Origin of the sequence: Trichocoleus sp. AS-A1 (assembly GCF_039962015.1) — a bacterium.
Taxonomy (GTDB): Bacteria; Cyanobacteriota; Cyanobacteriia; order Cyanobacteriales; family FACHB-T130; genus FACHB-T130.
Genome location: NZ_JAMPKG010000045.1, coordinates 1 through 25280, shown reverse-complemented (window position 1 = coordinate 25280; position 25280 = coordinate 1). Strand labels below are relative to the sequence as shown.

General features: G+C 46.6%; 22 protein-coding genes. 9 read left to right on the top strand and 13 right to left on the bottom strand.

The annotated features are described in order from the left end of the window. Window positions 1-43 precede the first annotated feature (43 nt). Entirely contained in the window at window positions 44-1585 is a 1542-nt protein-coding gene (murC, locus tag NC994_RS24220; protein WP_190410561.1) for a UDP-N-acetylmuramate--L-alanine ligase, read from the bottom strand. Between the two features lie 329 nt (window positions 1586-1914). On the opposite strand from murC, the gene nadD reads away from it, so the two are divergent. After that, on the top strand, window positions 1915-2553 hold the full coding sequence (gene nadD / locus NC994_RS24215; protein WP_190436699.1) for a nicotinate (nicotinamide) nucleotide adenylyltransferase: 639 nt from the start codon (window positions 1915-1917) through the stop codon (window positions 2551-2553). 929 nt (window positions 2554-3482) lie between these two features. Further along, window positions 3483-4496, top strand: a complete 1014-nt coding sequence (locus NC994_RS24210) for a type I glyceraldehyde-3-phosphate dehydrogenase (protein WP_190410558.1) — start codon at window positions 3483-3485, stop codon at window positions 4494-4496. Here NC994_RS24210 and thiL read toward each other — a convergent pair. The 6 genes from thiL to NC994_RS24180 all read right to left on the bottom strand — a co-directional run bounded on the left by thiL (window position 4493) and on the right by NC994_RS24180 (window position 10885). Beyond that, window positions 4493-5509 (bottom strand): thiamine-phosphate kinase, encoded by a 1017-nt coding sequence (thiL, locus tag NC994_RS24205; protein ID WP_190436696.1) that lies wholly within the window; start codon window positions 5507-5509, stop codon window positions 4493-4495. The two genes, NC994_RS24210 and thiL, sit on opposite strands and share 4 nt — an antisense overlap. A gap of 249 nt (window positions 5510-5758) precedes the next feature. After that, the gene (locus NC994_RS24200) at window positions 5759-6583 is read right to left on the bottom strand and encodes an exosortase-dependent surface protein XDP2 (RefSeq protein ID WP_190436693.1); all 825 of its coding nucleotides are present in this window, start codon (window positions 6581-6583) and stop codon (window positions 5759-5761) included. 710 nt (window positions 6584-7293) lie between these two features. After that, complete coding sequence (gene nblB, locus NC994_RS24195) at window positions 7294-7959, bottom strand: phycobilisome degradation protein NblB (protein WP_190429129.1); 666 nt, start codon at window positions 7957-7959, stop codon at window positions 7294-7296. A gap of 96 nt (window positions 7960-8055) precedes the next feature. After that, a complete protein-coding gene (locus NC994_RS24190) occupies window positions 8056-8520 on the bottom strand; it encodes a CBS domain-containing protein (protein ID WP_190410554.1) in 465 nt (154 codons plus the stop codon). 70 nt (window positions 8521-8590) lie between these two features. Further along, the gene (locus tag NC994_RS24185) at window positions 8591-9664 is read right to left on the bottom strand and encodes a M20/M25/M40 family metallo-hydrolase (RefSeq protein ID WP_190436690.1); all 1074 of its coding nucleotides are present in this window, start codon (window positions 9662-9664) and stop codon (window positions 8591-8593) included. An 87-nt stretch (window positions 9665-9751) separates the two neighbouring features. After that, window positions 9752-10885 carry an SGNH/GDSL hydrolase family protein gene (locus NC994_RS24180; RefSeq protein ID WP_190436687.1) on the bottom strand — a complete coding sequence of 378 codons (1134 nt, stop codon included), beginning with the start codon at window positions 10883-10885 and terminating at the stop codon, window positions 9752-9754. A 314-nt stretch (window positions 10886-11199) separates the two neighbouring features. Here NC994_RS24180 and NC994_RS24175 point away from each other — a divergent pair, with 314 nt between their 5' ends. Continuing rightward, the gene (locus NC994_RS24175; RefSeq protein WP_190436683.1) at window positions 11200-11352 is read left to right on the top strand and encodes a hypothetical protein; all 153 of its coding nucleotides are present in this window, start codon (window positions 11200-11202) and stop codon (window positions 11350-11352) included. Between the two features lie 347 nt (window positions 11353-11699). Here NC994_RS24175 and NC994_RS24170 read toward each other — a convergent pair whose 3' ends face one another. From NC994_RS24170 to NC994_RS24160, 3 genes are all read right to left on the bottom strand, one after another. Continuing rightward, the gene (locus NC994_RS24170; protein WP_190436678.1) at window positions 11700-12743 is read right to left on the bottom strand and encodes an SGNH/GDSL hydrolase family protein; all 1044 of its coding nucleotides are present in this window, start codon (window positions 12741-12743) and stop codon (window positions 11700-11702) included. 311 nt (window positions 12744-13054) lie between these two features. Continuing rightward, window positions 13055-14491 (bottom strand): S-layer homology domain-containing protein, encoded by a 1437-nt coding sequence (locus NC994_RS24165; RefSeq protein ID WP_190436676.1) that lies wholly within the window; start codon window positions 14489-14491, stop codon window positions 13055-13057. Between the two features lie 200 nt (window positions 14492-14691). Further along, the gene (locus NC994_RS24160) at window positions 14692-15537 is read right to left on the bottom strand and encodes an XDD3 family exosortase-dependent surface protein (RefSeq protein WP_190436672.1); all 846 of its coding nucleotides are present in this window, start codon (window positions 15535-15537) and stop codon (window positions 14692-14694) included. Between the two features lie 589 nt (window positions 15538-16126). Here NC994_RS24160 and lepB point away from each other — a divergent pair. After that, window positions 16127-16651 (top strand): signal peptidase I, encoded by a 525-nt coding sequence (gene lepB, locus NC994_RS24155; protein WP_347276537.1) that lies wholly within the window; start codon window positions 16127-16129, stop codon window positions 16649-16651. A gap of 76 nt (window positions 16652-16727) precedes the next feature. Here the strand turns inward: lepB and NC994_RS24150 are convergent, their stop codons facing one another. Both NC994_RS24150 and NC994_RS24145 read right to left on the bottom strand, forming a co-directional pair. Then, entirely contained in the window at window positions 16728-17276 is a 549-nt protein-coding gene (locus NC994_RS24150) for a ComEA family DNA-binding protein (protein ID WP_190436667.1), read from the bottom strand. 31 nt (window positions 17277-17307) lie between these two features. Beyond that, window positions 17308-17691 carry an NINE protein gene (locus NC994_RS24145; RefSeq protein ID WP_190429123.1) on the bottom strand — a complete coding sequence of 128 codons (384 nt, stop codon included), beginning with the start codon at window positions 17689-17691 and terminating at the stop codon, window positions 17308-17310. A 657-nt stretch (window positions 17692-18348) separates the two neighbouring features. Between NC994_RS24145 and NC994_RS24140 the strand changes: the two genes are divergently transcribed. Continuing rightward, window positions 18349-18672: a DUF1825 family protein gene (locus NC994_RS24140; RefSeq protein WP_190410546.1), complete on the top strand. Its 324-nt coding sequence runs from the start codon at window positions 18349-18351 to the stop codon at window positions 18670-18672. A gap of 43 nt (window positions 18673-18715) precedes the next feature. Here the strand turns inward: NC994_RS24140 and NC994_RS24135 are convergent, their stop codons facing one another. Further along, window positions 18716-20635, bottom strand: a complete 1920-nt coding sequence (locus NC994_RS24135) for a PBP1A family penicillin-binding protein (RefSeq protein WP_190436664.1) — start codon at window positions 20633-20635, stop codon at window positions 18716-18718. 324 nt (window positions 20636-20959) lie between these two features. Between NC994_RS24135 and tyrS the strand changes: the two genes are divergently transcribed. The 4 genes from tyrS to NC994_RS24115 all read left to right on the top strand — a co-directional run bounded on the left by tyrS (window position 20960) and on the right by NC994_RS24115 (window position 25067). Then, window positions 20960-22168, top strand: a complete 1209-nt coding sequence (tyrS, locus tag NC994_RS24130) for a tyrosine--tRNA ligase (protein WP_190436661.1) — start codon at window positions 20960-20962, stop codon at window positions 22166-22168. Window positions 22169-22235: 67 nt separating this feature from the next. Next, on the top strand, window positions 22236-22988 hold the full coding sequence (pyrF, locus tag NC994_RS24125; protein WP_190429120.1) for an orotidine-5'-phosphate decarboxylase: 753 nt from the start codon (window positions 22236-22238) through the stop codon (window positions 22986-22988). Continuing rightward, complete coding sequence (locus tag NC994_RS24120) at window positions 22985-23608, top strand: hypothetical protein (protein WP_199299660.1); 624 nt, start codon at window positions 22985-22987, stop codon at window positions 23606-23608. Before pyrF ends, NC994_RS24120 begins: the two co-directional genes overlap by 4 nt. Window positions 23609-24212: 604 nt before the next feature. Next, window positions 24213-25067 (top strand): exosortase-dependent surface protein XDP2, encoded by an 855-nt coding sequence (locus NC994_RS24115; protein ID WP_190436657.1) that lies wholly within the window; start codon window positions 24213-24215, stop codon window positions 25065-25067. The last annotated feature ends 213 nt before the right edge of the window (window positions 25068-25280 follow it).

Below are 25280 nucleotides of genomic sequence, written 5' to 3'. Positions count from 1 at the left end.
TAAGTACGACTTCAATGCAGCTAACGGATTCAGTCATCACCGATTACTTGAGACTGGCTTCGTCAGTTTTTTGATAGAACGCCATGACCTCAGGAATAATCTGATTTAGATTCCCCGCCCCCAAAAACAGAGCCAAATCGCCCGGTCGAAGGGTATCTGTAAGTAACTTACAGATGGACGGGAGAGACGGTTGGTAATGCACGTTCGGATGATTACCCGCCACTAATTCCGCGACTTGTTCACCGCTAATTTGCCCCAAATTAGGTTCTCCGGCGCTATAAATATCGCTGAGAATCACAATATCGGCATCTTTAAAAGATTGAGCAAATTCCGGTAAAAAAGCGAGCGTCCGGCTGTAGCGGTGTGGTTGGAAAATAGCGACAAGCCTTCGCGGCGGCAACACTTGCAAGCGAGCTGCTGACAGGGTTGCCAGAAGTTCGCTGGGATGGTGGGCATAATCATCCACAAAGTAGATGCCATTACGCTCGCCCCGCAGCTCAAATCGGCGGCGGGCACCCTCGAAGGTCGCGATCGCCTCTGCAATTACCTCAAAATCCATCCCCAGCTGACGACCCACAGCCACGGCTGCTAGGGCATTGCTGAGATTGTGCTTGCCTAGCAACTTTAAGGAGAGCTTCCCCAGAATTTCTCCCCGTTCCCAAACTTGTGCCTCTGTGCCATCCGCCCGATAATCCACCCGATCGACCGTATAATCAGCCCCAGAATCTCGCTGCAAGCTATAGCTGATTGCGGGTTGCAGAGAATCTCTAACTACAGCACAATCAATGCACCCCACCAAGGTTTTACAGCGTTTAGCGAATATCTGGAAGGTGCTAATCACCTCTTCGAGCGATTCATAGTGATCTGGATGATCCAGTTCAATATTTGTAATCACACCAATTGCGGCTGAGAGTCTCGATAACGACCCATCTGATTCATCCGCTTCCGCGACTAGATAGGGACCGTCTCCTAACCGTGCGTTGCCTCCCCAGGCATTCACTTCACCGCCTACCACGATTGTTGGGTCTAATCCTGCTTGTAGCAGTAAATACCCAATCAAACTGCTAGTTGTAGTTTTCCCATGAGTACCAGCGACAGCAATACTTTGGTAATCCTGAATCAAAGCTGCTAATAAATCAGAACGATGAAAAATCGGACAGCCTAATTCAATAGCTGCCCGATATTCAGAGTTTGCCGGATTGATTGCAGTTGAACAAATCACTTGGGGCAGAGCCATTGCCCTTAGGTTCGTAGATGACCCTCGATTACTCGACCGAGTTGCTCCAGTTTCTACAGGTTCCCTGGAGGGTTCCAGGCGATCGCTTATACCAATGACTGCCGTTGGTAATGCTTCGTAGGCTGAGTCCTCGGTTGGTTGAAAAAATTCCAAGTTTGCGGCGTCTTGACTTCCAAAAACATGAGTGCCAACGGCCTGCAAACGTTTAGTAATATGGCTGGAATGAATATCCGATCCAGATACAGGCAGCTTACGCTTGGCTAGAACGTAGGCGAGAGCTGACATTCCAATTCCACCAATGCCGATGAAATGAAACGGCCTCCCGGTAAAATCAACAGTATTCGGCATCTTAGCTCCTTACACACCACACCACACCAGGCTGCACGGATAACACGCGCTATCATATCAAGAATTGATTTTTCTTGATACAACCTTGCCAAGATTTACAGCACAATCCCAGAGCGCGATCGCAGAATCCGCTTTCGGTCGCTATAACTGCACTTTAGGTCATTCCTAAATAGAGCGGCTTCTATCATGGGATGGTTTTTATCTTTACACGTCAAAATGCATTTCAGTCCGGAAACTTCCTGCAAAGACTAACACCAAGACAGTAGCAGATCATCCGCATTTTTACTGCTTAACCTAGAGAATAGGAAACAAGCCACAACGGATCTTGTATGCAAAACTTGGGAATTTTGGGTGGAACCTTTGATCCCATTCACTGTGGACACCTGTTGATGGCGGAAACTGCTTTATCTCAAGCGGCTCTAAACCAGGTCATTTGGGTACCGAGTCGCTGTCCTGCCTACAAAGTGGCGGTGGAATTTGAGCATCGCGCTCAAATGGTGCAACAAGCGATCGCAGACCATCCAAACTTTGTTTTCTCGCCTCTAGAGACAAATTGCACCCGTCCAGATTATGCCATTAATACCCTTTTAGACCTCCAGATTCTCTACCCGAATAGCCGCTGGCACTGGATTATTGGCACGGACGCCTTCAAAACCTTACCTCGTTGGCATCGACGGCAGGAACTTGTACCCGCTTGTGAATGGTTGGTGGCACCGCGTCCAGAAGAACTGCCGATCCCGGTGGATGATAACCGAGAAAATTTGCTCTGCCAGCAGATTGTTCAACAGCTTGTCGCCCAAGAGTTGACGATTCGCTGGCAGTTGTTGAAAATGCCGAAAGTGGGCATTTCATCAAGTTTGATTCGCCACTATTGTCGCCAAAAACACTCGATTCGTTATTTAGTCCCAGAAGCTGTCAGAGTATATATTTCCATCCACAACCTCTACGGAGGCGAGATTTTAAATTAATTTGGAATTAAAATAATGATTCAAAATTACGAGCCGTTTTAATTTTGAATCATTATTTTAATGATTCTTGAATGCTTCAGAACGTCCCGATTCAGGCAGAGCATTCTCTTTCTCAAACAACGCTAATAGGTAATTTGGCTGGGGTTGAATGGCTTCATCATAGTTAGCGAGTGGGCGATCGCTTCTTGATACTGTCCTTTACTAAGCGTGTAGCCTCGTAAATACCAGGCGATGAAGTCGTCTCGGCTTAAGTTTCAGCACTTGGTCAAAAGCTGGTAGCGTTTCTTTGTACTTAACCTAGCCTCCGTAACTCGTAAGCGAGGTTAAACAACTCAATCAGTGCTTTTAACTTAAGCAACCAGTTTCGGGGTAGATATGGAACAACCAGTTAGACTATGCGCTGGAATGAGATCGAGTACCCTAAAACTTGCGATTTCTGTAGTTTTCAGAGTACCTAATGCTACTACTGTCAAAAAATTGAAATTCTTCACTTTATGCTTTTAGGCACTATTCGTACCAAACAATAGCTACAAGTTCTTACAGGGATTAATATTAAAATAATGGATTAAATTAGCGATTAAATCGCCTAAATCGGATAAATCGGAGAAAAAACCAATAAAATAATTACTCAAGCCAAAATTCAGCTCGCAAAAGTCTCAAAATAGGTTCACTTCCGCTTCGACTCGCGCCCCTCCTCATAGCCTCTAGCGGTAGAAGTTGAGCCACGCTGGAAACGAGTACGTCAGCGATCGCGCAGTTGCTCTAGATTTTGTCCTTTGTCCAGTCAAGAAAGATTCGTTTCGATCCCATAAGGGATTCGATTTAGGAGGATCGCTGCAAACCACTAGGTAGAATTGTTCAGCCTTTGCGATATGATTGGGGTCATTAACAGGAAATTCTGTAGGTCACAAGACAGAGGGCAAGACGCTGTGATTAGAGTAGCGATCAACGGTTTTGGACGCATCGGACGTAACTTTATGCGATGCTGGCTGGGTCGGGAAAATAGCCATATAGAAGTCGTCGCGATCAATGACACTTCTGACCCAAGAACCAACTCCCACTTGCTGAAATATGATTCCATGCTTGGGAAGTTTAACGCTGATATCAGTTACGATGACAACTCCATCACTGTTAACGGCAAAACGGTCAAATGCACATCGGATCGCAACCCAGAAAACTTGCCCTGGAAAGATTGGGACATTGACCTGATTATCGAATCAACTGGCGTCTTTACCAGCAAGGAAGGGGCATCCAAGCATATAAAGGCTGGAGCGAAGAAAGTTCTGATTACCGCTCCCGGTAAAAACGATGACGGCACCTTTGTGGTAGGCGTCAACGATAAAGACTACGACCACGACAAGCACGTTGTGATCAGCAATGCCAGCTGCACCACCAACTGCCTAGCGCCTGTTGCCAAAGTGCTGCACGAAAACTTCGGCATTATTAAAGGCACGATGACCACCACCCACAGCTATACCGGCGACCAGCGCTTACTGGATGCTTCTCACCGGGATTTGCGGCGGGCACGGGCAGCAGCGCTCAATATTGTTCCCACTTCAACGGGTGCTGCCAAAGCAGTAGCTTTGGTGTTGCCAGAGCTGAAGGGCAAGCTGAATGGAATTGCTTTGCGGGTGCCTACTCCAAACGTTTCCGTAGTGGATTTGGTGATTCAAGTCGAGAAGCAAACCTTCGCGGATGAAGTGAACCAAGCGCTGAAAGCTGCTGCTGAAGGCCCGATGCAAGGCGTTCTGGAATATAACGAACTGGAGCTAGTCTCCAGCGATTATCGGGGTACCGATGCTTCTTCCATTGTGGACGCCAGTCTAACGATGGTTATGGGCGGAGACCTGGTTAAAGTTGTCTCTTGGTACGACAACGAGTGGGGTTACTCTCAGCGGGTTGTAGACTTGGCTGAACTGGTGGGTCAGAAGTGGAAAGCTTAAAAATGCTGAAAGCTTTGGCTTAGGGTGAGTTGTTGGTCGGGATAGACGCCGGTAGAGTCTCCTAACAAGACGTTTGAGCCGGTAGTAATTTTCCCGACCACAGCGGCTCCTTTGCCCAGTCGTTTGATTAACGCCTGGGCTTTTTCTAACGGTAAGCACAGCACCAGTTCAAAATCTTCACCACCGTATAAGGCCCAATTCAGAGCTTGCTGGGCAGGCACGAGTTGAGTAAGGGCATGAGAAAGGGGAATTGCGCGGCGCTCGATATAGGCACCCACTTGGCTGCACCGGCAGATTTGCACAATGGCGTCTGCTAAACCGTCGCTGCTGTCCATGCCAGCCACTGAAATTTGAGATTTTAGATTTTGGATGTGGGATGGAAAATCTAAAATTTCCCACAAAAGCGGCAATACATCTAGCCTAGGTTTGGGACGCTGGTGAGCTTCGATTAAAGATGCCTTGTCAGTTTCACTGAGGTGTTGACCAAACTCTGGGTGAAGCAGTAATTCTAGACCAGCTCGTGAGGTTCCGTGAACGCCAGTGACGACAATGGCATCCCCTACCTGAGCATTTGAGCGCCGAAGGATCTGAGTTGGGGAAGCTTGACCAAAGGCGGTAATCGCGACGGTAATCACCGATGAGCGGCAAATATCGCCGCCGACGATCGCTGTATTGTATTGTTGCAGGCATTCGGTGAGTCCCTGATAGAGTCGCTCAACCCAGGTGACAGGTGTATCGCCCGTGACGCTCAAACCTACAGTAATGCCCAGAGGCAGTGCCCCCATTGCGGCTAGATCGGATAAATTGGCAGCAGCAGCACGCCAGCCAGCGTCTTCTGGGGAAGTGGTGCGATCGCTAAAATGAGTTCCATCTACCAGTAAATCGGTTGTCACTACCAATTCTTGACCAGGCTGAAGGGTCATCACCGCCGCATCATCCCCCACAACTTCCGGCGGACAAAAGCGCTGCAATCGTTCTAATAAACCTTGTTCTCCAATGTCTCGAATTTTCATGCATCTAAACTATTCAGTGTTTGATAGTTTAGCGGCTAGAAGAAACGCGATCGCTAAAATCTACTCATCCATCCAGCAACATATCTGTCGTAGCTACCAGCAATTGTCTAGGCTGAATCAAAATGACACTGTCTGGGGTTTACAATCTGTCTACCCTAATTTTCTCTAAATTGGAAAAAAATCGGGACTAGAAGCCGTGTTCAGCATCTAATCCCGATTAATATATGCATTGTTTAAAACAATGGAGAATTAGGAAACCTTAGCAGCTTGACGGCGGCGGCGAGAAACCACTAAAGCACCTGCTACCATTCCTAAACCCGCAAGACTTGCTGGTTCAGGCACGCTCACGTTTTGAGCGACTACCTTATAGTCAGGCCCGTTGAAACCTATGGAGCTTGACAGCCGGAGGCGCACAGCCTTCTTTGACCCCTTTAGACCTAAAGAACCAACTTTCTGATCTTTGTCGATTTCTTTGGTGTTGATGCTGTAGCCAGCATATTTCCACAGATCTCTGGTAATCTTGAACGCTTCTAGCACGGTTCCATTTTTATCCAAGGACTCAACCAATAGATCGCTGTTTCCAGCTGTCTGAGTATCCTCAGATTTCGGATTGCCTCGTTCCCAGAAGAAGAATGTGTCGGTTGCCTGCCCGAAGAAAATTTCGATTACAGATGTTCCCAGGTTATCTTCAGTGTCAATGATGCTGTTGAGATTCAGGTTGCCTAGGCTAGCAACGATATCATCATTAGTCGGGTTCTCCTTTTTAGGGCCTTGTGGCAGGGTTGTATCGCTGACTGTACCATCGCCGTGGTCGGAACTGCCTGGTCCCTGCTGTGTACCAGTTGTCAGATCATTTTGGACAATTGTGGCACCTGTAACCAGCAAGAAGTCTTTGTACGTCTTGGAACCAAAAGTAACTTTTTCTAGCTTGATATCCTTTTTGGAGTCAGCAGGATTTGGAGAAAAGGTGGTATCGAACTTGAATGGAGCGAAAGCCTGAGCCGAAGTCGCGGAAAAAGCTAGAAGGCTGCCAGCCATTAAGCTCATGAAGGCTGAAGTCTGTTGTAGTTTCATCTGATTCACCTTAATTGATCCGAAGTTCAAGATTTTTAATGTCCGCATATTTAGGGATTGAGCCGTGTTGCTATTTTTTTGTTGAACCTAGTAGTTTGCTTGAGTGTTACGGATGAGTGCGTTGAAAACTACTTAAGCACCTGATGAACGAAGACCAATTACCTAAGGGATGACTCTAACTTTTAGTAGCAAACTCAGGAGACCGCGTAAATATGCTTGGCTTTGTTCTTCCTAATATAGGGAATCATTCGAGGGGATAGCAATCCTTCGGACGTATCTTTACTGACTCTTTAACATCAGCCGTAGTTTCTCCAAAAACTTGTAAAGTTGGTGTGAAGTAAGGCTTTAGAAGCGCGAATATATATGTATCCGGATTTTTAACGATTAAATAAAAACAATTTTTGGAATTTCCGGGAAAATACGGTTTACTAATTTCATACCATTTAAAAATAAATTAAACATACGAAGAAACACTGAGACGTTAAAAATTTAAGTGCGGAAAATACTGAAAAATTAACTTTTAAACTTGCTAAAGCTAATAGTTATTACGAGAAAATACTTAAAAAATAAATGTGAAAACGGGCAAAGCCCTTTCCACGTTGGGGATAAACCCCTAGTTAAAGAAAGGAATGCTTCGCCCGTTTAATTTCCAGCCAAAAAAACGGATTGTATCAGACTATGGTAATTTTAGAGATACTTTAACCAGTTGTTTAAGCGGATTTTAAACAATTTTGTGCTTCCTGGGCTACTTGCTCGACTTCATCATTCGCTAAAGCTTCTAATGTTGAGCGTGCTTCTGCTCCACCTAGACGCTTGAGTGCTTGTACGACCCGGTAGCGAATCTGCCAATCCGAATGGGTGGAGTACGGAACAATGAGGGGAACGGCACGCGGATCTCCCAGTTCTCCCAGTGAAGAGATAGCAGCAGTTTGGACTAATTCGTTCCCAGAGGTAAGGGCTTCTTCTAGTAGTTCAAACCCTCTGCTGTCGCCCATTTCTCCCAAAGCAGCAACAATGCTGAACTTAACGAGCCACTCTGGGGTTTGGTTGTAAACTTGCTGCAAGTCCTCAAAAGCTTCTTTTAACTGTAGCGCTCCCAAAGCATCAGCAGCGGCAGCTTGGACATCTGCTTCCGAGTCATTGAATAGGCGATCGCGCAAAACACTCAAAGATGTTTGCAAATCTTCCTGTCCCAGAGTATCCATCTGGCTGACAGCGGCATATCTAACGCGGGTGTTGCTGTCTGTCACGGCTGGTTGCACCAACTCAAACGCGATCGCCCTTTCCAGCTGGCGCAGCTGGTTAATGCCGCGAATGCGATCGCCAAAATTTTCTGAACCCAGTAATTCTTTAACAGACTCAGGGGTAATGCTCATTATTATTTGATTATTGATTAGTTTTCAGTTGTCACTCGTTATGAGTCATTAGTCATGAGTCCTTTGCAGCAAACTCCCAATGACTAATGACCAAGATTAATCCACCTCAGATGCCATTGCCCGCACAATATCCCCACGGGTGAGGATACCAATCACCTGAGCATTTTTATCAATCACTGGCAAGCGGCGAACATTTCGCTCGTGCATCAACGCCGCAGCTTCCCGTAAAGGTTTCTCCGCTGTAATCGTAATGGCATCGTGAGTCATCACTTCCCCAACCGTTTGCCCCAGAGACTTGTGCAGGTCTCGTTCAAAGGTGGCTGGATTTTGCAGGTAAATCACGCTATCTAGAAACATGATGTAAGCCGGGGGAGTCACCCCTTTTTCTTGCCACATCAAGTCAGTTTCCGAGATAACACCCACCAATTTGCCAGTTTGCTCGACTACTGGCAGACCGCTGATGTGTCGTTCTGCCAAGATTTGGATGGCCTCTTTGAGAGGCGTTTCAGGCCGTACCACGATAGGGTCGCGGCTCATAACATCGGCTACAGTTTTGGGCATACAAGGCTTAACTGCTGTCACAGGATAACTGGCTTAATTGTAAGGAATTGCAGGGATCAATTGTCTTTTGTCAGTTATCAGTTGCTTTTGACGGAGCGCTAAAGTCAGTTTCGCAGTAGGCGCGGAGGATATGCGTACAGTTAGCGATCGCGCCTAAATGGGCAATCTCATAGCCGTGCGTGTTTTGCGTCGGAAACGCCAGACACGCAGCACGGGCGACATGACCGAACTTCATCGCAATTGAGCCATCGCTGCCAAAACCGCTCAACGTCGCCAATTGCACGGGGATCTTCAGATTCTTCGCAACTTGCCGCAACTGACGATTTAAGGCTTCATCGTATATTCCATAGCCATCTTGGGAAAGCAACACCGGCGCATTCCCATCAGCGATCGGGTATTCCGGAGCCAAAGGACAGATTTCCAGCGCAATCAAAGCATCCACACGCTGCTTCTGAGTAAAGTACATTGCGCCAATTGCCCCAACTTCTTCCTTCGCAGACGCCACCAGATAAATATCCACTGGGGGCTGTTTTACGGTTTCAGCCAGCGCTAACAAAATTGCGACAGACGCCTTATTATCCAGCGTGTAACTGGCAATCCAATCCTTCAACCGCACCGGACGCTTACGATGCTTCCCGACTACCATTCGGGTTCCCGGTCGAATTCCCGCTATTTCTAATTCTTCGGAGGTGCATTTGGTTTCCACCCAAGCGTCTTCCCAGCGCACTGGTTTGTCTTCCTGCTGGGATTTTTGGGGGGATTCGTGGGAAATGTGGCGCGAGCCAAAAGAAAGAATCCCGGTAATCGTTTGCTCGTCTCCCAGTAAATCTACAGCGCCCTCGCCATAAACCCACGGAAACGCGCCTCCCAGCCTGCGGACTTCCACTTGCCCCTCGTCGCCGACTTGTTTGACAATTCCGCCAATTTCATCTTTATGGGCGGTGATAGCGATGCCTCTGTCTTGCTTTTGTCCGGCAATTTTCGCAATGATATTCCCGGCATTATCCTGCCAAACTTCGACTCCCAGCGCTTTAAATCGACTCATCAACAATTGGTCAATTTCTTCTTCCGCACCGCTGGGAGAATGGTGCAACACTAACTCTTCAATGGTGTTAAACAGATTGTCGTAATCCAACAAAGCCATGCCTAAAAGTATGAAGTGTGAAATATCAAGGATGAACGGTGAAATTTAGCCTGAATACGAACCTATTCATCCTTGAGTCTTCATCCTTTATACTTCAGTCTTGATTGAGCTGGCTTTCGTCTGTTGGCGTTTCAGCACCAAACCCGCGCCTAAAGCACCAAACGCTAATATACCGAACGTAGAAGCCGGTTCGGGAACGCTTTCCTGGGAGTCGGACACCAGTGCAGGCGTCAGCGTTGCAGAGGCGGATTGTCTCAATAACTGATTACTAGCGATCGCAGATGCCTCAGTCTGTTGCCCTAGCACTGAAAAAGCATATTTTCCTAATATCTTATGAGCAGTCGTCGTCGGATGGATGTTGTCCCAGAACAAAAACTTGTCTGCATTAACAGCACAGGCAAATAATTTGTCTAAACAAGCCTCAGTAACATTTCTCAAACCGAATTCGCTCGGATTAGCGATGACCCGATCGAATAGAGAGTTAGCATCAAGGGGGATAATATTGATGCTGTCACCTAGGTTCTGGCTCAAACTCTGGCTCAAACCATTGAGGCTTGCAGCTAAGCCGGAGTTATGAGTCGCCGTCAAGACGCTGAGGTTGGCTGAATTCGAGCTTGTCCGGGTGTCCGGAAGTTTCCCCAAATCTGGCAAGTTGACCACCATGATATTTTTAGCGCCGAATGTAGCAAGCGACGTTACTGCCGTCGATAAATTTCCGACTGGTATAGCAGCATTGGTTACGCCACCACCGATGTAGTCATTGCCACCCGCCCATACGATGTATAATGCATCCGGATTAGCCGGTAAATTGGCTTTTTTGAAGTTATTAATCTGCTGCTGCAAGCCTGGTAAATTCAGCACTACGCTAGGAACGATATCGTTCAAGACGTTACTGTTTCCCGTAGTTGCACCACCGTAAGCCAGATTAATATTTGAATTGGAGGTTAATCCTAAATATTGGGCGAGATAGTCTACCCAAACTGGACCATTAGAAAAACGTCCATCAGAGTAAACCGGGCTTGGCGGAATATATCCTTTCGTAGCATCAAACAGATTTCCATCATCTGAAAGGCTATCCCCGAAAACATACATTGCATTAAAATTCTGAGGCGATAAGCTTGCTGCTTTTACTGCTGTTGGCAACCCAGCGATCGCGCTGAGGGGTAACGCACTCACAAGAAATACTGCCCTCAGGCTAGAAAACACTTTTTGGAAGGACATTGTGTTTTTTCTGTAGTCAGGCTAGCGAATAAGTTTATTTGTCAGTTAGTCTTTTACTAAATTGCTATTTGACAGCTAAAAACTTTTCCCTCTAAAGATACATTTCTCTACTATCATCCTTCTGTCTTTCTAGGTAGCAGACAATAGGAATTTTTACATTTGTAGAGGTGTGGGAACGCCCAAAACTTGTAATTTTTTAATTAAATTATATGAGTGGCAATTTTCAGTTAGTTCAACTATCTATCTCCAGCTATATCCAGCTTGGAGAAATTCTGCAATTTTTATAGGCTTCAAATGCCAACGGTAGGAGAATTATGTCAATTACTCCATCAGATGCGATCGCTACAATCCTATTGTCAATCTTGCCTATGTTTCCAATGCAAGACTGGTTGGACATCATCCATCTTATCCTTATCCCTTTTTTTGCGATCGCTTATTTTCATCAACTATTAGGATTATTAAGATAATTCCTCGACCCTCTAAAACTTGTTAAATTGATTTAAATCATTGATGTTTCAACTGCTCTACCTGCTGGGGGATGAGAACCCTTGCATAATTCCCTTTTTCTGCCAATTATCTTCACTCAATAGTTTTTCTATTCAAGTATTTAAAATTTATCGGGAGTTAAAGACATATCATCACTCACGTAAAATTAATACTAACTACGTAAATTATTGATAAGTTTATTCAATTAAACAAATATAGTTTGAAGTCAGAAGTCCCTAAAATCCAAAAAGTATCAAGTGTAAAATATCAAGGATGAACGGTGCATTTGACTTCAACAGGAACGCCTTCATCCTTGAGTCTTCATCCTTTATACTTCAGTTTTGATTGAGCTGGCTTTTTTCGGTTTGCGCCGCTTCAGCGAACCTGCTCCTAAAGCACCGACTGCTAATACACCCAATGCAGAAGCCGGTTCCGGAACGCTTTTTTGAGGTTCGGATGCGGGTGTCAGCGCTGCAAATGCTAAGTCTGCCACTAGCTTATGACCAGCGGCTGTGGGATGGATGTTGTCCCAGAACAAATAACTGTCTGGGTTATCGCATATATCGTAGGTGGAATCTTGGGGACCCTCGTAGTTGGTTAGGCAAGAGTCAGTCACATTTGTGAAACCAAATTTCTCTTTATTTGCGATGACATTGTTAAATAAAGAATTGATATCGAGAGATTTGAGCTTGATTCCGTCTAATGACTTGCTCAATTCACCGAGACTATAGCTCAAGCCCGAGTTATGGAATTCGGTCAACTGGTTGAGACCGTTGGACATGGCAATACCGCCACTAAGACCGACAGGAGCCTTTCCCAAATCTGGTAAATTAGCTACGAGGAAATTTCGAGCGCCGAGGTTGAAAAGCGATGTTACCGCTGCCGATATATTCTTGACAGGCTCAGTTGGATCTGTAACGCCACCACCGAGGTAATCATTACCACCAGCCCATACTATATATAGAGCTTCTGAGTCAGCAGACTGCTTGGTTTTCGCCAAATCACTCTTAAACCAATCGATCTCCGTTTGCAATCCCGGTAACGGACCAGCGACGTTATTGGTTCCTGAGGTAGCACCACCGAAAGCGAAGTTAATACTGTCACTAGAGTTAGCTCCTCCCGCAGTGACCAGAGCCGGAGCTAATCCCAACTTATTTGCCAGAGCATCTACCCAAATCGGGCCATTAGAAAAGCGTCCCTGATAGTAGGGTGGAGCTTTGGGAGAAGATCCTCCCGTTAGATTGAAAACATTTCCAGTATCGGAGAGGCTGTCACCAAAGACGTAAATTCTATCAAAGGATGCCGCTACTGCCTTAAGTGGCAATAGGAAAGAAAAAAGAACAAATCCTGTGGCTAGAATTTGTTTTTTCATAGTGATCTCTTTCTCCGTAGTTTCTGCTACATTTTTCTCAACTGTATAAACTTTTGTATAAAGTTCTTACAAACTTCTCCCAAAATAGTGTGAAGTTTCTGTGAATTTAAGGATAAATTCAGTAAAAACTCAAGGCGGTAGTATTATAATTTATTTTTTTAAGAGTTTTTTATATAGATACTGAAGCTGCCTCCACTTACGCTTTTCAAGGGGAGCTGTTGTATTCCAAAAAATGCGCGAAGCGATCGCTTACCTCCAGCAAAGGCTTTGCCTAATTGCGATCGCTTCATTGACTGTTTTTGATTGTCAAGCTATTGATTAGCAGAACTTGACGGTGTAGGCTCCGGCGTAGATGTCGGTGATGGCTGGCTCTGTTGACGCTGGCTCTGCAAAGCATCTTGAGCAGATACCCCTTCACCTTCAGCACCAAAGTACCAGACAGCTGCCGCCGCCTCAGCCCTCGTCACAGGTTTTTTCGGCTGGAACAGCGTTGTATATCCAAAAACCCGCCGGATATTTGCCAATTCCCCATTTTGAAAATCTGCCAATACCGCCCGCAACGCCTTCGGCTCAGTTTTACCTGCATCCTGAAATCCCCACGTTTGCTTCACCGCGTCAACCGAAGCCGTGGGCAAGGTCTGGCGGGTATCTAGGGGCACTTTCCAGAGAATCAAGTTTTCGCGGGTAAGCGGTGCATCGGGGCGAAACAACACAGCGGTAGCATCACCCGTCAACCGACTGGGAATTAAACCCGCCTCCGCTAAACCTTGAATGGCTGGAAAATCAGGGTCGCTGCGGGGAATATCCTGGAAAGCCGGTTGGACATCTGTTGATGCTAAACGGATTTGCTTGCCCGGACTATTGCTATAAATCTGATTATTCGCAGCTACCAGCCAACGCGCATACTGGCGGCGGGTGATGGTTTTATTTGGCTCAAACTGTTCGCCTGCGGCTGAATTACTCTTGGAACCACCAGTGTTGAGCGAAAGTACCCCCAATGCTGCCAGATTTTCTACGTACTGACGTAATTCTTGGGGTGCTTTGTTGATATCTGTAAATACAGAGGGTTCAGAAGGAGACCCAGGCTTGTCGGTCGTTGCCTCAGTCGTTGGCTGACTGGCGATCTCTGAGCTACTTGATGATGGTGCTGCTGCTGCACTGCCGTCGCGGACATACTGAATCGTAAATTGTGTGGTACTAGCTGCACTACTAGCTGGACTATTAGCAGTAGTCGCTGGAGTCGGTGAGGGTGTTGAGATAAAACTATTACTACCCGAACCTGACTGGATGGAGACGGTAACTTTCAGGTTATTCTGGCGAGCCACTAAGATATCTGTTGGAGGAACAGCACCCTCCTCAGTCTCAGTTGGCTGACTCACAATTTCCCAATTATTCGATTGAAATTCCTTCTGGTAAAAGCTTTGGACAGAGTTGCTGGGGTCAGAAGTCGTCCAACGAAGGGTCTGTCCTTGATTGGGATCGGATGTTGATGGCGTGACTTCTTGCAGCTGAGCCTCTGGATAGACGGGAATCTCCGATGGGAAATCAGAGGGGAGTGCAACAAGCGTTTCGTTCGGAGAGTTATTTTGAGATGGCAACCCAAACGCAGCCGGATTCTCCTTAAGTTTAGGGTCTGCTGCGAGCGATCGCTCCAGCGCTTCACTGTTGGTACTATTGGCGCAAGCACTTAAGGAAATCAGCAAGCAACCAATAAATCCGGTAAGTATAACAGGACGTTTAGACAACACAGGGCAAACTGGGAACACGTTTTACTTTCTACGCTAGCGCAGAAAGTAAAACGTGTTCCCAGTCAGTTCAATATCATTTTTTAGCACCTTGTCTAGATGTACCTTACCCAAACAAGGGGCGTTGCACATTGGACGGATGATAATTTCGCGCTCATACACTAAGTTTTTCTTTGCATATGAACGCGAAATAAACCCGAAAATCAACGGCGCTTACGCAGTTTGCTGCCCAATACCAGACCTACTACAGCGATACCAGCGATTCCAGAAGGTTCTGGTACATCCTTAAGATTTCCTTTCAGGACAATCCCATCATTACCGCACTCAATAAAAGTATTAGCAATGTAGTTACCGCCTTCAAACAGAGACTTGCTAAACTGGAACCCAATCGTCTGAGAACCACTTGCGGAGAATTTAGCGAAGTCAAGTCCAGCAGTACTCAATGCAGAGGCAGTGAGCATGGTAATGTCACCCACTTTTGTCCCTGAACCAATTACATTGAGAATGGAACCTTCCCCGAAGTATGCATAAGCATCCGTTTTGGTAGCCAAATCCGTGCCTTGAGTATTCTCCCGATCCCATCCAGAATTATAATATTGCTTCAAACTGCTATATCCGTCGTTTGTTGCAGTGACGCTAGCAGCTTGAACATTTTGGTAGACGCCAGTGCTGGAAACCATTGAATCATTAGTTGCTGCAAAGCGAATTCCAAACAAACTCTTTGCATCACTAGCAGCTTTAAAAGTTTTATCAGTGAAATTAAAGAATAAATCTCCCCAACCAATGTTTTTGTCAGCAGCGCCACTCGCGTAAGTTCCTGTCAAGGACGTACCACCAGTCAGAGCGACAAAAATGCTGTCACTGGTTTCCTTGATTGCTATCCCCTTAATCTCATAACCAGAACCACCAGAGCCATCATTAAAGGCATCAATTCCATAGTTCCAATCTTTGTAGATCGTTCCTGCGTTAGCCTGCTGCCCAGTTACAGATACCAAGCACAGAGCCGCCGCAGCGCCAGCCATTAAGGTTGCAAAATTACGCAATTTCATATTATGAAAGCTCCTTCTATTTACCCTAAATTAAATCCCCCTTAATTTGTAACAATAACCTTATGGATTGTCTCTAGATGATTTCTCGTAACTTTGAGATTTTGCGGAAATCCTAAAAACAAGAAAATTTCATAAAGGTGGCTCTATTAAATCAGTACTTCTCTATAAAAATATAAAGGTAACTTTTTAGAGTCAGTAAACCTAGTTAAACTAGAACAAAAATAAGTTTTAAAGATTGAGAAATATTACACTCTCCTGAAATCCAATGGATCTAAACCAGAGGTCGCATGGTATCTTGGCTGAGAGCTGAAATAAACCAGACTATCTCTGTGGCTAACAACGCCAGATATTTTTAGTTGAAACTTCTATGGCATCTGAGGAAAAGGATTTAGCAGCCGTCAACGAATCTCCACAATTTGCTACCTCAAACTCGACCCAACTGGGACTTCCGTCTGAGATTCAGGCAGATGCTTCTTCCCAGGACGGAGTCAATCAAACTGGGGCAGTTGTTGCTGAGAAGACAAAACAGGGGCAACCCAAAGGCGTAGATTCCGGGGGACATAAAGAAAAAAAGGCAGCAGGAGGGGGAATATGGGAACAATTAAGAGAAAACCTGCAAATTCTATTGATTGCCCTATGTTTAGCCCTTTTTATCCGAACATTTGTTGCGGAACCCCGCTATATCCCCTCTGATTCTATGCTGCCGACCTTGCAAGTGGGCGATCGCTTGGTAGTGGAAAAAATTTCTTATCGCTTTCGGGCACCCCACCCAGGCGACATCGTAGTTTTTGACCCTCCCCAAAAATTGCAAATTCAAGGCTACGCAAAAGACCAAGCCTTTATTAAACGGGTGATTGGCACACCGGGTCACGTCGTTAAAGTTCAAAATGGTAAGGTCTACCTGGACGAGTCGCCCCTCCAGGAAAACTACATCGCAGAACCCCCAGAATATCAGTGGGGACCAGCGCTGGTGCCTGAAGACCAGGTATTAGTCATGGGAGATAACCGTAATAACAGCAACGACTCCCACGTTTGGGGCTTCTTACCCCAAGAAAATATCATTGGTCGCGCCTTCTTCCGCTTCTGGCCTCTTAGCCGGATTAGCCGCACTTAAGTCAAAGTTTTGAGTGATGAGTTTTATGTGTGTTCAATTCAAAACTGAAAACTCATCACTTTTCCCAATAAGTTATTCAAAATCGCAAATAATGCATTAATTGGGCAGTTAGATTTCCAGGAAGCGATAGCCGTTGCTGGAAATTAACTAGGTTGCGGTACGACCCCGCAACGAGACGATTTTGCACTACTGTTACGGCGAGAACCGCGTCAATCAATGGAATCTGCATCAACTCTTCGACAGACGCCGTATTCGGGTTGATGAGTTGCGGCGTTGCCAAACTAGAGTCGTCGTAGTAACAAAATCTAATCACTGCCTCTAGAGGTTTTAGCCGAGCGGGTGGCATTCCTAGTGCTGCTGCAATATCCTCTATGCAGAAAAACTGAACGCCAGATCGAGCGAGGGAAACGAGCGATCGCGCTTGATGAATTGATAACCCTGGTAATCTCAGCCAATCGTCTACACTTGCCTGATTTGCATCAATCTTGATACCAAGTTCCGCTGCGATCGCAATTTCTTGAGTTGATTGCAGGCGGTAGTAGGGATCGTTCAAAATCCTGCCCCGAATTGACTGCAAATTCGGATTTAATCGAGCTGCGGGTGGTAGCCATTCAAAAAGTGCCATAAACCAGTGCCATCAAAAAGTGCCATAAATGTCAAGCGATGCGATCGAGCCATTGACGGCGCTTTTGCTCAAATTCATATTCTGAGATCAGTCCCTCTTCCCGCAGGCTGTCCAGTTGGCGCAAGGCATCTGCGATCGCACCCACCCGATTGGGATCGACGCCGACAGAGGAGACAGCCGGTTCCACGCCCAAATTAAAATTCCGGTCAAACTCATCTCCATCTTGGACTAAATACCAAAACCCTTCAATCGCGCTAGCAATCCGAGGAATCGGTGTCCCCCACGACAAGAGCAAATAAGCCAGACCCCATACCGGCTGTCCCATATAAAACTTGTGGAATCCAGCAACGGGTATCACTGCCCCCACCAACGCCAAGATAGCTGCAACTTTTCGATTTTTTGCCTTTGTTAACATGAACCGCACCACTCCATGACCTCTTGGCTCTAGCTTGCAGACTGGTTTCCTGCTTCCTGATGCCCTGCCAAATTTTACTGCCAAATTTTCCGGAAAAAAGCTTAGGGAAAGCAGAGAATGTTCCTATCGAGACCATACTTGCGATGGAAGCAATTGTCTTCTTCCATAATATTGATTTTTTTCCTTGAGAAGGCTTGCAGATGCTGGGCGCTGATAATTACTGAGAAACTAGATAGACTTCCCTTAAAAACTTGTCAATGGTAAGTAGGCGATCGGATGCCATCTTGGACAATCGGTATTGCTATCAGACTCGGCTTCATTTTGCTGCTAGCTATTTTTTCTGGCAGTTTCATCACTTACAATCATCTGCCAAACAATCATCCGCCAAGGAAAGTAGACATCAGCGTCACCAACCCACAATTAAGCGACAAAACAAGCTGCTGAGACTGTTGAGTGGGGATAGGGCAGCTGCGATGCGGCTAGTGGATCGGTTAAAACAGAGGCATCCGGGGAAAAAGCGATCGAGGATTTAGAGCGCGATCGCCGTTAATACGGAAAACCGAATATAACGGAAACATTGGGCTGCACTAAAATGATACTCAAAGCAGTAAACTTCTCCTTGGCGGGGAAGCCCATTAACGGGAAAAAGAAAAGGCTATGGGATTTTTTGATTCAGAAATTGTTCAGCAAGAAGCCAAGCAGCTATTTGAAGATTATCAATCCCTGATCCAACTGGGAAGCCACTACGGCAAATTCGATCTCGAAGGAAAAAAGATTTTCATTGAGCAAATGGAAGCCATGATGGATCGCTATCGCGTCTTTATGAAGCGATTCGAGCTATCTGATGACTTCATGGCTCAAATGACAGTACAGCAGCTACATACCCAGCTTGGTCAATTTGGCATCACTCCAGCTCAAATGTTTGACCAAATGAACCTCACCCTAGAGCGGATGAAATCCGAACTGTCCAAGCAACCCTAAAGATTTTGGATTTTGGATTGAATCCAAAATCCAAAATCTCAAATTATGAGCGGGGTCGCTCAAATTTGGAAGGTGATGGGAAGTATTGCACGGGTTCGCCAGACATAGCCGTTGACATAAAATCGCGCCAAATCGGAGCGGCGTACTGGCCCCCTGTAACACCACCGCCTAAGCTGCGGTTGTTATCCTTGCCAATCCACACAGCCGTTGACATTTGCGGGACATAGCCCACAAACCAAACATCTTTCTCTAAAGAAGTCGTACCCGTCTTACCAGCCGCCGGACGACCTATCTGTGCAGCTTTCCCCGTACCGCCACTGATCACCCCTTGCAGCACTTGAGTCAGAGATGCAGTCGCCCACGGGTCTAACACCAGACGGGGTTTAGGAGTGTTATCGAGCAACACATTGCCTCGGCTGTCTGTTACCCGGACAATCAGCGTGGTATCAGAATGCCAGCCATTACTGGCAAACGTGGCATAGCCGCCAGCCATTTCCAACGGCGTCACACCAATCGCTCCCAGAGGCAAGGAAATCACCGGCTCAATTGGACTCTTAAAGCCAATCGTCCGCAAGGTTTCAATTACCTTATCCAGCCCTACAGACCGTCCGATTTTCACCGCAGGCACATTCGCAGAGACGACGAGAGCTTGGCGAATGCTCATCGCACCGGAGTAGCCACCGCCGTAGTTTCTAGGAGAGTAATAGCCCCCTCCATCTCGATAGCTGACTGGCGAATCGTAGACCGTGGAATAGGGCGAATATTTCCCAGTCGCGAACGCCGTATAGTAAACAAATGGTTTAAAGGCAGATCCTGGCTGGCGTAGCGATTGGGTTGCCCGATTAAACTTACTTTTTTTGTAATTAACCCCGCCAACCAAGGCTTTCACAAAATGCGTCCGAGGATCGACTGCCACCAGAGCAATTTGGTTGTTATAAACTCCCCAACCCTGAAGTCTTCTATGCCAACGACTGACCTTTTGTTCCGCCATCCGCTGGAATTTGTAGTCGATGGTAGTTTGGACTCGCATTCCCCCTTTTAGCACTGCATCCGGGCCAAAGCGCTCTTTCAACTCAGCCACGACTGCATCTGTGATGTAAGGCAGTTCGCTGGTTTGCCAAGAAGTCAGCTGGCCCTTTTTAATAGTTAGCTTGCGGGCGGCTGCTTCCTCTTGGGCTGTAATCCACCCCAACTCTTTCATCCGACCCAACACCTGCGCTTGTCGCTGTTTGGCGAGCTTGTAGTTGGTGAAAGGGCTGTAGTCTTCTGGAGCCTGAATCATCCCTGCCAACATTGACGCCTCTGCCAAGTTGAGGTCGGCAGCTTTTTTGCCAAAGTAGCTTTCAGATGCGGTTTGGGCACCGTAATTGTTGTGACCCCAATACACCTGATTGAGGTACATTTCTAAAATTTGGTCTTTCTTAAAGATTTGCTCCAAACGAATTGCCAGCACAGCTTCAGCAATTTTGCGGCTAAAGGTACGCTTGCGAGAAAGAAATAGGTTTTTCACCAACTGCATGGTGATCGTCGAGCCGCCCTCAACAACCGAACCCTTCTGCCAGTTTGCTCGGACAGCACGACCAACGCTGTTGGGGTTGATGCCTTGGTGGAAGTAAAAGTGGCTATCTTCAATTGCGAGAACCGCCCGCTTCAGTTCAGGAGAAATTTGGTCAAGGGGGACGATTTCGCGATTGGCTTCGCCGTGGAGACTGGTGAGGTGCTTGCCCTTAACATCGTAGATGTAAGAAGTTTCAGTAGGCGCATAGCTGCGGAGAACGCGCACATCTGGCAGGTTACGGAAGCTAATTGCTAATCCAACCAGTCCACCAGCAGCTACCGAACTGGTAAGCATGGTGATGCCGAGGAGGGTTCCGCCCGTTGCTTTCCCGACTCCCTGCATGAACTTAAAAATCGGTGGGACTGGCTCTCGCGGGTGTTTGTCTTGAATAGTGCTAGACGACACGGGGATTTCACTTCCTCACTAAAAAATGTGGGACTTGGATGTTGTGCGACTGGATAGGGCTTTGCTGATTGAAATTACAAAGACTTTCCAGGGGCAGCCGGAGGGACGATTTTAAAATCTGTCCGGGAATGCGATCGGGAGGTTAGACCGGGGAGAAAACTGATCTGCTATAGCAGCATAAGTGCAGCCTGTTCCTAAAATTTTGAAATCGGGCATGGAGATTTTAACAATTTTTGCAAATTATACTAATCTGATTTGCCTTGAACTTGCATTAAATACAAATATAGTGATTAGTTACCATACCCGATTGAGTTTTGGCAAAGCATGACCGCTAGTGTATCATCGGCAAAAACGCCTCCAGAAGCCCTCAGTTGGCTCTATCGCGGCGTCAGCGAAATTTTTCCCAATCAGCCTGATTCTTCTGACCCGGCGGAGAATTTGGTTCAACGGTTAGCGCAGGCTGACCGACCTTTGCGGGTGAAGTATGGGATCGATCCGACAGGTGCAGAGATTCATCTCGGTCATACTATCCCCATGCGAAAGTTGCGATCGCTTCAGGATGCTGGTCACACGGCTGTTCTAATTCTGGGGGATTTTACGGCTCGGATTGGCGATCCAACGGGGAAGTCTGAGGTACGCCGCCAGCTGACGGCGGAGGAAGTGGCTCAAAATGCCCAGACGTATCTGGATCAGGTGCGTCCAATCCTGGATTTCGATACGCCGGGACGGTTGGAAATTCGTTACAACTCGGAGTGGCTGGGCAAACTGGATTTAGCAAAGATTCAGGAATTACTCGCCACGATGACGGTGGGACAGATGCTGGCGAAGGAGGGGTTTGCTCTCCGTTTTGAACAAGAAAATCCGATTTATCTGCATGAGTTTCTCTACCCATTAATGCAGGGTTATGATTCTGTGGCGGTAGAAGCGGATGTGGAGTTGGGAGGAACCGATCAGAAATTTAATATTGCCGTGGGGCGAGATTTACAGCGGCATTTTGGTCAGAAGCCTCAGTTTGGGGTGTTGATGCCGATTTTGATCGGGACAGATGGCGTCCAGAAAATGTCGAAGTCTCTGGGCAATTATGTGGGGCTATCGGAACGCTCGACTCCGATGTATCAGAAGCTGGAAAAGATTCCAGATGAGCTGTTGGAGCAGTATTTTGAACTCCTGACGGATCTGCCTTTGGATCGGTTGCCAGAAACTCCGCGCGATCGCCAGCAAGAACTTGCGTTCGAGATTGTGAAGCAGTACCACGGTCAGCAAGCCGCGGAGGAAGCGAGGAAGGGAAAAACTGACGATGTACCGGAATTTTCGCTTTCGAGCGTGCAATTTCCGGCTAAGTTTTTCTACATTGTCAGTGCTAGCGGTCTGTGTAAAAGTAGTTCGGAAGCACGACAGCGAATACAAGAGGGTGGCGTACGACTAGATGGCGATCGCGTTGACACGATCGATCTCGTCTTTGACACGCCCGAACAACTAGCCGGACGTATCCTGAGTGTGGGGAAAAAGCGATTTGTCCGCCTTGTAAGCTAAGGTGAGCGAGTGAATTGAAAAATTCACTCTGGTTGCCAAGTCGATTTTTTCAGCCTTACTCCTACCCGTGAACCCAAATCCTACTCGCCTAGAATCCCCTAAGTCAGTCACAGAGCGCATCATCGTGCCGCTAGATGTGCCGACAAAGGAAGCCGCGATCGCGCTCGTCGATCAATTGCCCCAAGTATCATTCTGGAAGGTGGGGTTAGAGCTATTTGTTAGCAGTGGGCCGGAAATCTTAACGGCGCTCAAAGACCGGCAAAAGCGAATTTTTCTGGATCTGAAGTTTCACGATATCCCCAACACGGTTGTTGGGGCTTGTCGCGCCGCTGCCCGCTACGGGGTGGATTTAGTGACAATTCATGCAACTGCCGGTCGCGGTGCCTTGCAGGGGGCAGTAGCAGCGGCACAGGAGGGCGCAGAGGAGGTAGGGGTGACACCCCCCAATTTAATTGCGATTACGCTGCTGACCAGTCTCACCTCGCGCCAGCTAGCCTTTGAACTTAAAATACCGCTAGAACTGCCAGAGTATGCCTTACAGATGGCGCTGCTAGCCAAAGAAGCAGGGCTGGCTGGGGCAGTTTGTTCCCCCCAAGAGGCAGACCAGCTGCGGCAGACTTGCGGCGATGATTTTCTGCTGGTGTGTCCGGGTGTGCGCCCCTCTTGGGCAGAAGCGGGAGATCAGAAGCGATCGCTCACCCCCACCCAAGCTTTCCAAGCAGGCGCTGATTACTTGGTAATCGGACGTCCGATTACCGCCGCCTCTGACCCTGTTGCGGCTTGGGCAAGAATTTGTGACGAGCTAACAGGGGTTTCATGAACTCAGGTCGAAAGCGTCAGTTGTTAGAAGTTAGGCGGTTACTTCTGATTTCTGGCTGTTCGCTGTTCGCTGCATTCAGCACTCAACCGGGACAAGGAAAGTCCGCCCCTGCACTCAACAGTAACAGGGTTTCTCTGCCCCGGCAGCTTTCTGCTTGCCCCAATAATTTAGAAAACCTCACACTTCTACTCCTGCGGGATTTACCCAGTTATGCGAATCGGGTCAATCAACGTGCTCGACGCCGCAGCAGAAAAGTTGATATTTCTTCTAGTTCGGTGATTATCGCTGGACGCCCAGAGTTTGAGCCGCTTAGCCTGGGTCCCGGTCAATATACCCCAACGACTCCAGCCGAACTTGCCGCAGCCCCCAAGCAGCTATTCATTACCACCTTGGAGCGACAATATACAGCTGGCAAGGCAATTGAATTACAGCAGTATCACTGGCTATTTCTGGCTCAAACTGACAGTGGTTGGAGCCTAGCACTCATGTTTTCCCGTACTGGCCCTTCTCCGGGAGGACGACCCCCTACACCGCCGCGCGATAGCAGTAATGGCATCATTGGTCAGGCAGTTCGGAATTGGTTGCAAGATTGCCGGGTGGGAAAAGTGCGATCGCTCTAAATCTCCGAACTCTCACGCATAAGAAGCGAGCATTTTTTTGACACTTCCGTAACTTCAACGGGAATTCATCCATCTTTTACTTAAATGATGGTTAATTTCTAATGCGTCTCAGTAATTTTTTCTCAGTAATTTCATCATTATCTGCAAGTTTTTACTTGAGTGCGTAATTCTAGCTTTTGAAAGTGCGATCGCTATCTATCTAAAGTCTTACTTTTATACGTAATTCCTTTTAATAAAACTTCTGTATCTCTAACAACATTTTCAAGGTATCCGAAATTTTACGCACAGCAAGAAGCATTCTAATTTTAATTTCCGTAGCTTCAAGGATGACTTAATTAATCTTTACTCTTAGGATGAAATAGTGCCGATTTATCAAGGATTTAGCTAAAAGAACTAAATTATTTGAGAAAGTTGGCAGTTTAATTTAGATGAAATAGCAGAAAAGCAAAACTTTAGCTAAATGACTAAAGTTTTAGCTTAAACCTAAATCGCTAAAGTTTGGCTTAACGAGTTGCTGTGGATTGGGAGAATCTGTCACTGAAAACCTTCAACTAATACCTTTCAACAACGTTTCTACATGAGCACCTACCAGAGGATTAAAAGAATGAATTTTCAGCGTACATCAACTTTTCTATGCTTAGCCGTTGGAACAGCCTTCACGATTTCTAGTTCAGCGCAAGCTGCAAGCTTCCAAACCAACGTTAGCCAAAAAAGTAACTCCGAGGCAGATATTTGGCTTCAGTCGATTACTCAGAATAAAGTCACAATTGATAGTTTTAATCTGGTTAAAGAGGCTAAAATAATCTCCAATACTGCTATTACTCTCACAGGCAAGAAGGGAGAAACTGCCAATCCAGAAGCCGGTGGTTACAACAATAATACGGGGGCTGCTAGCACAGAGAAAGGCGATAAAGCTAGTAAGCCAAACGGTGTTGAAGTATCTGGAATTAAGAACCCAACCAATACTGATATTGCTACTTATCTAGGTAACCAAAACCTCAACAACATTATTGATACTGAGGATAAAGGTTCCTTTAGTATCAACCTTTTCTTCAATAACCTAGTTCGTGCAGATAAGACAGGATTAGACAACCTCTTTTTCTGGGAACGAGGCAAGAACAGCGATCTAGGTATTCAAGCAATTGACAAAGCTGGCAACCTCATTGGTAATTTTCTAAAACTCAAGCGAACCGATCAGTTTGCCGCAGGTTATAGCATTGACACAATGGAAATTAGTGGAAGTCAAGCGGTTGGTTCTTGGGGAGTTAGCCTAGCGCAATTGGGAATTACTTCTCTAGCAGGTATCCGAGTGACAGCAGACGCGAGTTACAATGGCCCAGACTTTAAAGTAATGGCTAGAGAACAAAAAGTTCCTGAACCAGCCACGCTTGCTGGCTTGGGATTGGTAGCTGGATCGTTGATGACAATTCGTCGGTATCGAAGCCGCAAAGCTAGCTAGGTTTTAGAGAAGATTTACGTTCATAAAGACTGAGTGAACATGAAAATGAGGGCTAGAAAGTGGATAACGCTTCTAGCCCTCGTTGTCTAGTTGCTGATACTAACCTGAGTTCGGGATAAGGAGGGGACAAGCGAGTAAGCTAAAAGTCATCACACAACAGCTTTACAGGCTCGTCCCATGCTTAGTCTAGAAGAACTTTTTTGCTCTGTCGAT

Excerpts from the sequence above, each read along its gene's own strand:
- murC (WP_190410561.1), bottom strand. The coding sequence starts at position 1,585 with ATGCCGAATACTGTTGATTTTACCGGGAGGCCGTTTCATTTCATCGGC.
- nadD (WP_190436699.1), top strand. The coding sequence starts at position 1,915 with ATGCAAAACTTGGGAATTTTGGGTGGAACCTTTGATCCCATTCACTGT.
- thiL (WP_190436696.1), bottom strand. The coding sequence starts at position 5,509 with ATGAAAATTCGAGACATTGGAGAACAAGGTTTATTAGAACGATTGCAG.
- NC994_RS24200 (WP_190436693.1), bottom strand. The coding sequence starts at position 6,583 with ATGAAACTACAACAGACTTCAGCCTTCATGAGCTTAATGGCTGGCAGC.
- nblB (WP_190429129.1), bottom strand. The coding sequence starts at position 7,959 with ATGAGCATTACCCCTGAGTCTGTTAAAGAATTACTGGGTTCAGAAAAT.
- NC994_RS24190 (WP_190410554.1), bottom strand. The coding sequence starts at position 8,520 with ATGCCCAAAACTGTAGCCGATGTTATGAGCCGCGACCCTATCGTGGTA.
- NC994_RS24185 (WP_190436690.1), bottom strand. The coding sequence starts at position 9,664 with ATGGCTTTGTTGGATTACGACAATCTGTTTAACACCATTGAAGAGTTA.
- NC994_RS24180 (WP_190436687.1), bottom strand. The coding sequence starts at position 10,885 with ATGTCCTTCCAAAAAGTGTTTTCTAGCCTGAGGGCAGTATTTCTTGTG.
- NC994_RS24175 (WP_190436683.1), top strand. The coding sequence starts at position 11,200 with ATGTCAATTACTCCATCAGATGCGATCGCTACAATCCTATTGTCAATC.
- NC994_RS24170 (WP_190436678.1), bottom strand. The coding sequence starts at position 12,743 with ATGAAAAAACAAATTCTAGCCACAGGATTTGTTCTTTTTTCTTTCCTA.
- NC994_RS24160 (WP_190436672.1), bottom strand. The coding sequence starts at position 15,537 with ATGAAATTGCGTAATTTTGCAACCTTAATGGCTGGCGCTGCGGCGGCT.
- NC994_RS24150 (WP_190436667.1), bottom strand. The coding sequence starts at position 17,276 with ATGGCACTTTTTGAATGGCTACCACCCGCAGCTCGATTAAATCCGAAT.
- NC994_RS24145 (WP_190429123.1), bottom strand. The coding sequence starts at position 17,691 with ATGTTAACAAAGGCAAAAAATCGAAAAGTTGCAGCTATCTTGGCGTTG.
- NC994_RS24140 (WP_190410546.1), top strand. The coding sequence starts at position 18,349 with ATGGGATTTTTTGATTCAGAAATTGTTCAGCAAGAAGCCAAGCAGCTA.
- tyrS (WP_190436661.1), top strand. The coding sequence starts at position 20,960 with ATGACCGCTAGTGTATCATCGGCAAAAACGCCTCCAGAAGCCCTCAGT.
- NC994_RS24120 (WP_199299660.1), top strand. The coding sequence starts at position 22,985 with ATGAACTCAGGTCGAAAGCGTCAGTTGTTAGAAGTTAGGCGGTTACTT.
- NC994_RS24115 (WP_190436657.1), top strand. The coding sequence starts at position 24,213 with ATGAATTTTCAGCGTACATCAACTTTTCTATGCTTAGCCGTTGGAACA.